Origin of the sequence: Rhodococcus sp. 06-1460-1B, assembly GCF_002258475.1 — a bacterium.
GTDB classification, from domain to species: domain Bacteria; phylum Actinomycetota; class Actinomycetes; order Mycobacteriales; family Mycobacteriaceae; genus Rhodococcoides; species Rhodococcoides fascians.
The window spans coordinates 381,957-393,469 of the sequence record NZ_NOYS01000030.1; the positions used below are offsets into that span (position 1 = coordinate 381,957).

11 protein-coding genes are annotated in these 11,513 nt (G+C 65.2%); 6 read left to right on the forward strand and 5 right to left on the reverse strand.

Annotated features, from left to right (window positions below):
• The first annotated feature begins 10 nt into the window (after positions 1-10).
• The 4 genes from CH268_RS17730 to CH268_RS17745 all read left to right on the forward strand — a co-directional run bounded on the left by CH268_RS17730 (position 11) and on the right by CH268_RS17745 (position 3,229).
• The gene (locus tag CH268_RS17730; RefSeq protein ID WP_239536511.1) at positions 11-1,288 is read left to right on the forward strand and encodes a glycosyltransferase family 87 protein; all 1,278 of its coding nucleotides are present in this window, start codon (positions 11-13) and stop codon (positions 1,286-1,288) included.
• Between the two features lie 27 nt (positions 1,289-1,315).
• Positions 1,316-1,744 carry a peptide-methionine (R)-S-oxide reductase MsrB gene (gene msrB / locus CH268_RS17735; RefSeq protein ID WP_027496925.1) on the forward strand — a complete coding sequence of 143 codons (429 nt, stop codon included), beginning with the start codon at positions 1,316-1,318 and terminating at the stop codon, positions 1,742-1,744.
• A 125-nt stretch (positions 1,745-1,869) separates the two neighbouring features.
• The gene (locus CH268_RS17740) at positions 1,870-2,682 is read left to right on the forward strand and encodes a polysaccharide pyruvyl transferase family protein (protein WP_032391471.1); all 813 of its coding nucleotides are present in this window, start codon (positions 1,870-1,872) and stop codon (positions 2,680-2,682) included.
• Positions 2,683-2,770: 88 nt separating this feature from the next.
• Positions 2,771-3,229 (forward strand): MaoC family dehydratase, encoded by a 459-nt coding sequence (locus tag CH268_RS17745; protein ID WP_176457974.1) that lies wholly within the window; start codon positions 2,771-2,773, stop codon positions 3,227-3,229.
• Here the strand turns inward: CH268_RS17745 and CH268_RS17750 are convergent.
• Genes CH268_RS17750 through hemE form a run of 5 tightly spaced genes read right to left on the reverse strand, consistent with a single transcriptional unit; the run spans position 3,207 to position 9,352 of the window.
• Positions 3,207-5,528, reverse strand: coding sequence for a molybdopterin-dependent oxidoreductase (locus CH268_RS17750; protein ID WP_255182429.1), 2,322 nt, complete (start codon positions 5,526-5,528; stop codon positions 3,207-3,209). The genes CH268_RS17745 and CH268_RS17750 overlap by 23 nt on opposite strands.
• Positions 5,525-6,229 (reverse strand): HAD family hydrolase, encoded by a 705-nt coding sequence (locus tag CH268_RS17755; protein ID WP_255182430.1) that lies wholly within the window; start codon positions 6,227-6,229, stop codon positions 5,525-5,527. Before CH268_RS17755 ends, CH268_RS17750 begins: the two co-directional genes overlap by 4 nt.
• A complete protein-coding gene (gene hemQ, locus CH268_RS17760) occupies positions 6,226-6,921 on the reverse strand; it encodes a hydrogen peroxide-dependent heme synthase (protein ID WP_027496920.1) in 696 nt (231 codons plus the stop codon). The genes CH268_RS17755 and hemQ overlap by 4 nt, the downstream gene beginning before the upstream one ends.
• Before the next feature lie 5 nt (positions 6,922-6,926).
• The gene (locus CH268_RS17765; RefSeq protein WP_094665295.1) at positions 6,927-8,282 is read right to left on the reverse strand and encodes a protoporphyrinogen oxidase; all 1,356 of its coding nucleotides are present in this window, start codon (positions 8,280-8,282) and stop codon (positions 6,927-6,929) included.
• Positions 8,279-9,352 carry a uroporphyrinogen decarboxylase gene (gene hemE, locus CH268_RS17770; RefSeq protein ID WP_094665297.1) on the reverse strand — a complete coding sequence of 358 codons (1,074 nt, stop codon included), beginning with the start codon at positions 9,350-9,352 and terminating at the stop codon, positions 8,279-8,281. The genes CH268_RS17765 and hemE overlap by 4 nt, the downstream gene beginning before the upstream one ends.
• Positions 9,353-9,516: 164 nt before the next feature.
• On the opposite strand from hemE, the gene CH268_RS17775 reads away from it, so the two are divergent.
• Positions 9,517-10,116, forward strand: a complete 600-nt coding sequence (locus CH268_RS17775; RefSeq protein WP_255182431.1) for a DUF3000 domain-containing protein — start codon at positions 9,517-9,519, stop codon at positions 10,114-10,116.
• 59 nt (positions 10,117-10,175) lie between these two features.
• Positions 10,176-11,456 carry an HRDC domain-containing protein gene (locus CH268_RS17780; protein WP_094665301.1) on the forward strand — a complete coding sequence of 427 codons (1,281 nt, stop codon included), beginning with the start codon at positions 10,176-10,178 and terminating at the stop codon, positions 11,454-11,456.
• Positions 11,457-11,513: the final 57 nt, after the last annotated feature.

An 11,513-nucleotide genomic window follows, 5' to 3' on the forward strand; every position in this document is an offset into this window, starting at 1 on the left:
GCGGGGTGTCCTGAACGGCCGCACCGACCGTCTCGGGTACCGTTCGCGGGTGTCACTTAGCTTTCTGGAGCCGCGTACCGGGCGGACCACCGCCGAAGTAATCAAGTACGCGCTCTGGCCGATCGCCATCATGACCGTCGTGCATCGGGTGGTGATCAGGGCGGTCAACGGCGATGTCACCAACGACTTCAACCCGGTGTACAACGCAGCTCTCGCGTTCCTCAACCGGCAGCCGGTGTACACCGCGAACTTCGATTCGGTCGATCCTCATTACCTGTACCAGCCGAGCGCGACGATGCTGCTCTCCCCCATCGCCATCATCGACCCGGAGCGCTCTCGCTGGCTGTTCATCCTTGCCAGCACCGTGGCCATCCTCGTCGCGCTGTACATCCTGCTGCGCATCTTCGGCTTCCGGTTGGACTCGGTGGCTGCACCCGCCCTGCTCCTGGCTGCCTTCGTCAGCGAGACGGTGACGAACACACTGGTGTTCACCAACTTCAACGGTTTCGTACTCCTCGGCGAAGTGGCGTTTCTCGGATTCCTGTTGCAGCGCAAGGATTTGTCCGCCGGTGTCGCGATGGGCTTGACCCTGGCGATCAAGCCGATGCTCGCACCACTGCTGCTGCTCCCCCTGATGACGAGACAGTGGAAGGTGTTCATCACCTCGATTGCCATCCCGGTGGTGATGATGGCCATCGCCTGGCCGTTGTCCGTCGATCCCATGAATTTCATCGATCGGACGCTGCCGTACCTGCTGCAGACGCGTGACTACTTCAACAGCGCTGTCGTCGGCAACGGCCGTTACTACGGAGTGCCCGAGTTCCTGACCCTCGGCATCCGCGCCGTCCTGGGCATCATGGTGTTGGTCTCGCTGTGGTTGCTCTACCGGTACTGCCGAGAAGATCGACTGTTCTTCTTCGCCACCACCTCCGGCCTGATCCTCACCGCGCACTGGCTGCTGGGCTCACTGGGCCAGATGTACTACTCGATGATGCTGTTCCCGTTGCTCATGACGGTCGTGCTCAGGAACTCGCTACTCCGGAACTGGCCGGCCTGGCTCGCGATCTACGGGTTCATGAACGCCGATCGTTGGTTGTCCGGACGGTGGATCGAAACCGGACGGGCCCTCGACTATCTCCGCACCACCTTCGGTTGGGCGCTGCTGATCGTCGTGATCTTCGGAGTGCTCGTCGGACGCTGGTTCGCCGCGAGATCAGAGGGACGGCTCGACGAGGGAATCGAGCCCAGCTACCTGTTACCGACCGCGTCACCAGCGAAAACGGCATAACCCGGCAAATCGTATTAGCGTGTCAGCATGAGTTCAGCAACAGACAACAATGCCGCTCCGGCCGTCCAGCTCACCGACGCGCAGTGGCGGGAGAAGCTGACACCCGAGGAGTACGCGGTTCTGCGTCAGGCCGGTACCGAGCGCCCGGGCGTCGGCGAATACACCGACACCACCACCGAAGGCATCTACGAGTGCCGCGCCTGCGGAGCCGAACTGTTCCGCAGCACTGAGAAGTTCGAATCGCATTGCGGATGGCCGTCTTTCTTCGACCCGGCCGACAGCGACGCCGTCATCCTGAAAGAGGACACCACCCTCGGTATGCGCCGCGTCGAGGTCGTCTGCCGCAACTGCCACAGCCACCTCGGCCACGTCTTCGAGGGCGAGGGCTACCCCACCCCGACCGACCAGCGGTACTGCATCAACTCGATTTCTCTGGTGCTCAAGCCTGCATCCTGATCGGTCCGGACATCCCGGGGATCGCCGCGCACTCGGCGAACCTGTGCTGAGGATGCGTCGAAACCGAGCCGCGAACTCCGGAGATTACCTCTGCTTGACCCGATCGTTAGGGTAGCTTTGGGGTTGTGGCCACGTCGATCAAGACCTTCTGGTGGCGCCAGGTGAAAATCACCGGCGTCACACCCAATTTCGGTGACGAATTGACGCCGGGACTGGTCGGAACATTGTTCGGGCAGAAGTGTTCCTGGCGTCGCGCGAAGCGCTGCGACATGATCGGGGCAGGTTCCACCCTGGAAATGGTCCAGCTCATGCAGGCCCGGAAGGGTCTCAAGGTCTGGGGCTCGGGTTTCATGCTCAGTGACGCCGCCCACGAACGAGACTTCAGCTACCCCGATTTCGACTTCTACGCGGTTCGCGGACATCTATCGCTGGGACGCATCAAGTCCGAGCGCGAGGTCGCGGTCGGGGACCCCGGGCTGCTGGCGAACAGAGTCTATGCACGCTCCCCACGTGTACCCGGCCGGATCGGCCTCGTCTACCACTGGGTGCACAAGAAGGATCCCGTAGTGCGCTCGCTTGCGCGAGACAAGAGCGTCACGTTGATCGACCCGTCCAGAAAGCCGGCCAAGGTGATCGCCGACATCACTGCATGTGACTTCGTGATGTCCACGAGTCTGCACGGGTTGATCGTCGCAGACTCGTACGGCATCCCCAACGCATGGATAAAGCTGCCGCAAGACATAGGCGGCAACGGATACAAATTCGACGATTATTACTCTGCTTTCGACCGAGAAGCTGTCCAGCATTCGTCGGACCTTGCGCGAGATCACGATCGAATCGCGCAGCTACAGCACGAATATCGGCCGGTCCCGAATCTGAAAGAAATTCAGGACAATCTGATCGGAGCCTTTCCTTTCGCTCCGCCCTACACAGCCTGAATTCGACAGGCCGACACTCGAGCCGGTCATCGTTCGCTCCCACATGATCGCTTTCGAGCGCCCTATTGCGACGGTGCATACTGTGAGCATGCGCACTTTCACCTCACCAGAGCAGATCAAGGCGGCCGTCGGCGAAGAACTGGGAACCAGCGACTGGCTCCAGATCACCCATGAACGGGTGAACACCTTCGCCGACGCCACCGGCGACCACCAGTGGATCCACGTCGACGTCGAACGAGCGAAAAAAGAGAGCCCGTTCGGCGCTCCGATCGCCCACGGATTCCTGAGTCTGTCGCTCGTGTCGATGCTGAACTGGCAGATCTACACCATCGAGAACACCAAACTCGGAATCAACTACGGCTCCAACAAAGTTCGCTTCATCAACCCTGTCAAGGTCGGATCCCATGTCCGGTTGCGGACCACCCTCACCTCTGTCGAGGACGCGTCGGGCGGAGCGTTGCAGATCGTGACGACCGCAACGCTCGAGATCGAAGGCGAGGACAAGCCGGCCTTGGTTGCCGAGATCATCTCGCGGGTGGTGTTCTGACCGATCGTGTCACCGGTGGATCGAACGCAGTGATCGGCGGCAGCGGCGCGTCGTAGCGTTCGATCTCCACCAGCACGTGCTGCCCGGTGCACCCTCGCGAGAGCGACGACGACCCGACGTCGGCGGTGAGAACGTTCACGCTGCCGTGCTTGCACATCGAATCGGGATCAGCCGGATCGAGCGGGTCGTACCAGGCCCCGGTCGACAACTGAACTACCGCTTCGAGCATCGCGTCGTCGACGACCACACCGGCCAGGCACGAACCGCGGTCGTTGAACACCCGCACGACGTCACCGTCCGACACTCCCCTGGCCGCTGCCGCTGACGGGTGCATTCGTATCGGCTCTCGGCCCTGAATCTTCGAATGTCGGCTCACCGCACCGTGATCGAGCTGACTGTGCAGCCTGGTGCGCGGCTGGTTGGCGATCAAGTGCAGAGGAAACTGCTCGGCCCGCGCCCCGCCGAGCCATTCCTGCGGCTCGAACCACATCGGGTGCCCGCGGCAATCCTCGTAATCGAACCCCGCGACCGTCGCCGAGAATATCTCGATCTTGCCGCTCGGTGTCCGCAGCGCGTTGCCGATCGGGTCCTGGCGAAAATCCTCCAGGAACGTCAACTCGTCCTCGGTCTTCATCCGGAACGAGCCCTCACGCGTGAAGTCTTCGAATTCCGGGGTCTGCACGCCGTCGGCCCGCAAGTACTCGCGCCACTGCCCGTACATGTGCTCGAGCCATTGCTGTGACGTGCGCCCCTCGGTGAACTGCTGCCCCACACCGAGTTTCGTAGCGAGTTCCGCGAAAGTGTCGTAATCGTCGCGCGAGTCGGCGAATCGCTCGGCGGCCGGCGCCATGGCCACGAGCAGTGGATCGTTGCGTGTGCAGCTCAGATCCGACCGTTCCAGCGATGTGGTCGACGGGACTACGACGTCTGCGTGCTTGGCCATCGGCGTCCAGTAGGGATCGTGGACGACGACGGTATCGGGCCTGCCGAGTGCCCGGCGCAATCGTCCCAGATCCTGGTGGTGATGAAACGGGTTGCCGCCCGCCCAATAGACCACTTTGATGTCGGGATAGACCAAACGTCGGCCGTCGTAGTCGAATTCGTGCCCGGGGTTGAGCAGCATGTCCGAGACAGCTGCAACCGGAATCAGATCGGCCACCGGATTGATTCCCTGCGGCAGTGTCGGCAACGGATAGGGCACAGGAGCGAGGCCGGGCTCGTTCATCGAGCCGTATCCGTGTCCGAATCCCCCACCGGGAACGCCGATTTCGCCTAACATCGCTGCCAACGTGATGCCCATCCACGGAGCCTGTTCACCGTGCTGCGTACGTTGCAACGACCAGGTGACGGTGACCATCGTGCGTTTCGAGGCCATCTCCCGGGCGAGGTCCGCGATGATCATGGGCTCGATGCCGCAGATGTCCGACGCCCACTGCGGGGTCTTGGGAGTGTCGTCCGAGACACCGAGAAGGTAGCGCTCGAACTCGGGGTAACCCTCGCAGTATTTCTCCAGAAACGCTGTGTCGTGCAGTTTTTCGTCGGCCAGGACGTATGCCAGAGCCAGCATCATCGCCACGTCGGTTCCGGGGCGTGGGGCGATCCACCGCGCCTCGCCCGACATGTCGTTGCGCAATGGACCGACGGTGACGATCTGCCCGCCGCGGGCGCGCATCGCGTCGAGCGAACCGACGGTCGGATGATCCGACGTACCACCGTGATTGATGCCGGTGTTCTTCACCGGAACTCCGCCGAACGCCACCAGCAGTTCGGTGTGTTCGGCGATCACGGACCAGGATGTGGAGCGGGAGAACATCTTCCAGTGCGCGCCGAGCACGTGCGGCATGATGACGCCGGTCGCACCGAGCGAATAGCTGTGCACGGATCGCGTGTAGCCGCCGATGCAGTTCAGGAAGCGGTGTACCTGACTCTGCGCATGATGAAAGCGGCCGGCACTGGCCCAACCGTACGACCCGCCGTAGATGGCGTTGTTGCCGAATGTGTCCACCACGCGGCGCAATTCGCGCGACAACAGGTCGGTGAGCTCGTCCCACGAGACGTCGACGAACTCCTCGCTACCGCGCCTGTCGGTGGGGCCGGGACCGTTCTCGAGCCAGCCTCTGCGTATCGCAGGCGAGGTGACTCGGGATCGATGGGTCACCGAACCGACGAGGTTGCCCAGCACCGGGGAAGGATTGCTGTCCGTCACCTGAGGATGAATCGCGGTGACGTCGCGTCCGTCCGAGTCGGCGCGGAACATCCCCCAGTGGCCCATGTGCTGGACGCCGGTCACTCCGGTCATCGAATCCCGAACGCGCTCAACGCTGCCAGCAGTGCGTCGGGACGCTCGGCCGTCGGCACCGGATCGACGAGTGCGAAACTGCACCCGATCTCCTGTGCCGCGCCGTCGGCCTCGGCACTGTCGCCCACCATCAGTGTCCGCGCGGGCTCGACGCCGAGAGCGGCCACCGCATGTCGGAAGATCTCCGGTTGCGGTTTGACGTGCCCGACCTCGAACGAGAGCACGAATTCGTCGACGTACCGGTCCAGGCCCCGAGCAGTGAACGCAGGACGGATGTCGAAGGCAATGTTGCTCAGCACCCCGACGCGAATCGACCGTCCCGCCAATGTCGACAGTGCCGCTTCCGTGTCGGGATAGGGCGTCCAGGAGTCGGCGTCGATGACTCGTCCGTACACCGATTCGGCCTGTGCCGCGGCGGTGATGCCGGACTGCGCCAGAACGTGCAGATACGCCTGCCGATGCAGGGCCGGATCCAGATCGCGATGACGCCATGCGTGCCGAGTGGCGTCGTCGAACTCGACGGTCTCGCCGACCGGAGCGGTCATGCGTCGCATGAGCTCGGCGGCTCCGGCTCCGTCGACCGGAACGCCGTCGGCATCGTGCACACCGTCGAACCACGACGGCTCCTCTTCCAGTCGGAAGAGTGTGCCGGAGAAGTCGAAGAGAACGGCGTCGACGATGGGTGTGTCCGTCCCCGTCACGGTAGTGATTCGACGAGCGCGTCCACCTCGACCCGAGGGCCGGTGAAGAACGGCGTCTCCTCGCGCACGTGTCGGCGTGCCTCGGTGGCCCGGAGATCGCGCATCAGGTCCACGATGCGGTCGAGCTCGGGTGCTTCGAAAGCCAGGATCCACTCGTAGTCACCGAGCGCGAACGAGGGGACGGTGTTGGCGCGCACGTCCTTGTAGTCGCGTGCTGCCTTCCCGTGATCGGCGAGCATCGTCCGACGTTCCTCGTCGGGCAGCAGGTACCAGTCGATCGAGCGGACGAACGGGTACACGCAGATGTACGCACCCGGATCCTCGCCCGCGATGAACGCAGGCACGTGGCTCTTGTTGAACTCGGCGGGGCGGTGCAGAGCAGTGTTGCTCCATACCGGCGTGCTCGCCTTGCCCAGCGCGGTGGTGCGCCGGAAGTCGGAGTACGTCGCCTGAAGGTCCTCGATGCGCTCGGCGTGCGTCCACACCATGAAGTCGGCGTCGGCCCGCATGCCGGCGATGTCGTAGACCCCGCGCACGACGACACCCTTGTCCTCACGGCCCTCGAAGAATGCCCTCGCTTCCTTCGCAGCGGCCGCGCGGTCGTCGCCCAGAACCCCGGGTGTGACCTTGTAGACCGAGAACATCAAGTACCGGAGAGTCGAATTGAGCGCTGAGTAATCGAGGCGTGCCATGGCCCCTATCGTGCCACCTCGACCAGACGGGCGGCAGCGGTGGTGGCGGACGCAATACAGGCCGGCACCCCGACGCCGCGCTGCCACGCTCCGGTCACGGCGAGCCCGGCGAGTTCGGACACTCCGGATTCGATGGCGGCGACGCGGTCGAGGTGTCCGGGAGCGTACTGCGGCAATCCGCCCGGCCACCGCTGGACGGTCACTGCCAGCGGCCGGGTGTCGATACCCGCGACCGTGGCCAGGTCGGCGAGCGCGACGTCGATCGTGTCCTCGTCGGATCGCTGCGCGGCGGTGTCGTCGCCGAAACGCCCGAGCGAGGCTCGCAGCAGTACCGCGTCACGCTCGGCCAGGTGCGGCCACTTTCGACTGGACAGCGTGAACGCCTTCACGTCCAGCCCCGCGTCCGTCGCCACCAGAATTCCCGAATTCTGCGGCAGCTCGGTCGACGTCGGAAACGCCATCGCCACGACCGTCGACGACGCCAGTTCGATCTCACGGGCCGCGCGCGACGCGTCCGGTGCGAGGTCTGCGATGAGATCGGCCAGTATCGGTGCCGGTACCGCCAGCACGACCCCGTCGACCACACCCACCCGATCGACGAACCAGCCGCCCGACTCACGGCGGATCTCGCCGACGCTCGTCTCGCGCAGAACGCGAGCGTCGGTGGCTGTAACCAAGGCATCGAGCAGCACCGCGTAGCCGTCCCGGAGTCCACCGAACACCGGCCCCGGGGACGGAGTCGGGAGTGCCTTCAGCACAGCCTCGGTCAGGTTCGCCGCGCCGTTGTCCAACGCAGCGGCCAGCGTCGGCAGCGCAGCACGGACACCGATGGAGCTCGCCGAACCGGAGTAGACCCCGCCGAGCAGTGGATCGACCGAACGGCTCACCACCTGGTCCCCGAAACGTGTGCCCACAAGATCGGCCACGCTGGCATCGGAGCCCCGGACCCATCGAAACGGCCGCTCGGTCTCGGTGTCGATGATGTGCAGCTCGGACGGATCGACCAGCTCTCGGACGGACTCCGCCGACGATGGGATACCCATCAGGGTGCCCACCGGAAGTGGATGAGTGCGACCACCGGAGAAGACGAGCGGTCGCACCGTCGACGGGTGCACGAGCTGATCGGTGAGCCCCAGTTCCGCAAGCAGCGCGGGCACCTCCGGGCGGCGACCGATGAATGCCTCGGCACCGACATCGAGCGACTGATCGCCGACCGAGGTGGTGCGCAGGGTGCCGCCCACCCGGGACGATGCCTCGACGAGAGTGATCTCTGCGTCGGGCCCGCACGCCTGCCGCAAGCGATACGCCGCGACGAGGCCGGAAATTCCGCCGCCGACAACGGCGTAACGCCGGACGGTCACAACGAATGCACCAACGAGACGACGCGAGTCAGGATGTCGGGATCGGTATCGGGAAGCACGCCGTGGCCGAGATTGAACACGTGGCCGCGGGCACCGGCCGCGATCGCACGATCCGCCTCGGCGGCAATGCGTCGGACCTCGGCCTCGACTGCGTCCCAGCCCGCGAACAGCACTGCGGGATCGAGATTGCCTTGCAGAGCCTTGCCGTGGCCCACCCGGTGCACCGCATCGTCGAGCGGAATCCGCCAGTCGACCCCGACCACGTCGGCACCGGCCTCGCCCATGGCACCGAGCAGTTCTCCGGTGCCGACCCCGAAGTGGATCTTCGGGACGCCGGCCGAGGACACGGCGTCGAACACTCGCGTCGAGTGCGGCAAGACGTACTTGCGGTAATCGGCGAGCGAGAGTGCACCCGCCCAGGAGTCGAACACCTGAACGGCGTCGACGCCCGCAGCCAGCTGGGCCTGCAGAAAGGTGATCGTGGTGGAGGCCAATGCGTCGAGCAAGGCATGCCACGTGGCCGGATCGGACCGCATCAGTGCTTTGGTCTTCTCGTGATTGCGGCTCGGACCACCCTCGACCAGGTAGGACGCAAGAGTGAAGGGTGCTCCGGCGAATCCGATCAGCGGAGTGCTTTCCAGCTCACGCGTGAGAATGCGGACGGCGTCGGCCACCGGCTGCACCTGGTCGGCAGTGAGGACGGGCAGAGCCGCGACGTCCGCAGCCGAACGCACCGGATGCGCAACCACCGGTCCGGTACCGGCGACGATGTCGAGATCGATGCCCGCGGCTTTGAGCGGAACCACGATGTCGGAGAAGAGGATCGCTGCGTCGACGTCGTGACGACGTACGGGCTGCAAGGTGATCTCGGCGACCAGATCGGGCCGGAAGCACGAGTCCAACATCCCGATGCCTGCACGGATCTTGCGGTATTCCGGAAGGGACCTGCCGGCCTGACGCATGAACCACACCGGCCGCCTCGACGTCGGTCGACCGTCGATCGCGGCCAGAAACGGCGCCTCCGGAAGTTCTCGTCGGGCGGGGGCTGCGGTGTGCGATTCGGCGTTCATCACCGTCCATGCTGCCACGTGCGACGACCGCCGCTACCCTCGAGGGCGAGACACTCATCGCAGTTCAGGACACTCGGATCGTTCGACGGACGCTCGGCGCAGTTCGATCACGGCTCGGCGCGCCTCCATCGCAGGGCAACGTGACGCGTCTAACGTCCGGTGACGTGACCGAGCACCGATCTGACGCCGAACCTGCGCCTTTCCGCGCCGCCATCGACGCGATGCATCGGGCGCAGGTACACCCGTCGATCGAAATCGGTCCGATTCGGCCGCCGCAGAGACTCGCTCCGTACAGCTATGCGATCGGTGCCGAGGTCAAGCACGCCGACTCCGAGCAGATCGACGAACAGAGCGACGGCGACGCGTTCGGCCGTCTGATCCTGTTGTACGACCCCGACGGTGCCGAGGCCTGGAACGGCACTCACCGCCTGGTCGCGTACATCCAGGCCGACGTGGACGAGTCCCTCGCCGACGATCCGCTGCTCCCCGAGGTCGGCTGGAGTTGGCTGGTCGACGCCCTCGAATCGCGATCGGAACCGTTGAACGCGCTCGGTGGCACGGTCACCTCGACCAGCTCGGTACGGTACGGCGACATCGCCGGCCCGCCGAAGGCTCACCAACTCGAACTTCGCGCGTCCTGGACGGCGACGTCCGAGGATCTCTCGACCCACGTCGAGGCGTTCTGCGAGGTGCTCGCCTACGCCGCGGGCCTGCCGCCCGCGGGCATCACCACCCTCGGTCAGCGCAGTTCCAGTCGGACATAGCAGTTCCAGTCGTACATAGTTGCCGGCCCGTTCGGCCCCAGGGCCTAGAGTCACATCTCATGTCAGCCGAGAGTTCCCCGGACGCCGCGTCGGATGTAGAAGCGGACGAGCCTGTCGCCGTTCCGTTGTTGGCCCCCGCTGACGGGGTTCCCGACGTCGTCGACACCGTCGATGCCGTTCGCGCAGCCGCAGAGGCACTCGCCGCAGGCCACGGGCCCCTCGCTGTCGACGCCGAGCGCGCGTCCGGCTTCCGCTACTCCCAACGTGCGTACCTCGTGCAGTTCCGCCGCCGCGGCGCAGGCACCGTGTTGCTCGACCCCATACCCGTCACCGGCGACCTCGCGCCACTGGCGGAGGTCATCAACCCGCTCGAATGGGTATTGCACTCCGCGGACCAGGACCTGCCCGGTCTCGCCGAACTGGGGCTCGTCCCCGCCACGCTGTACGACACCGAACTCGCCGGCCGCTTGGCAGGATTCGACCGCGTCGGCCTCGGTGCGATAGTCGAGCGAACCCTCGGCCTGGCCCTGCAGAAGGGGCACGGCGCGGCCGACTGGTCCACCCGTCCCCTCCCCGACACCTGGCTCAACTACGCCGCCCTCGACGTCGAAGTTCTGCTCGAGCTTCGCGACGAAATGGCCGCGGAGCTCGAACGACAAGGCAAAACGGACTGGGCGGCACAGGAATTCGCCCACATCCTCGCCCTCGGTCCGCCCAAACCGAAAACCGACAGATGGCGTCGGACATCGGGAATCCATGCGATCAAGTCACCACGAACGTTGGCTGCCGTCCGCGAATTGTGGACCACCCGAGACGAATTGGCGGCCAAGCGCGACGTCGCGCCCAGCCGGGTCCTGCCCGACTCGGCGATCGTCGCCGCGGCGACGGCCGATCCGAAGTCCTCACGCGAACTCGAACAGCTACCGGTCTTCGGCGGCCCCCGTCAGCGTCGGTCCTCTCGGTTGTGGGCCTCGGCCCTGACCCGAGCACGGGCGCTGCCCACCGCGGAGTTGCCGTCGATGGCGGCATCGTTCGACGGGCCGCCCCCGGTCAACCGATGGGCCCGCCGCGATCCGGACGCAGCGTCCCGACTGGCCGATGTGCGAGCGGCGATGACCGAGCTGAGTGAATCGGTGTCGGTACCGGTCGAGAACCTGCTGATGCCGGATCTACTTCGGCGACTCGTATGGGATTGGCAGACTCCCGACGACGACGGCGTCGACCCAGGAGAGATGATCGACGCTCGGTTGACCGAGGGTGGGGCTCGGCCGTGGCAACGCTCGCTGGTGGTGCCGGTTCTGACGAAGGCACTGCACCCTTCCCAAGTTACCGACGGGTAATACCCGCTACAGTGGGTGGCGCGTCCGGGCACCCGGACGAGTCGTCCGCATCTGTCG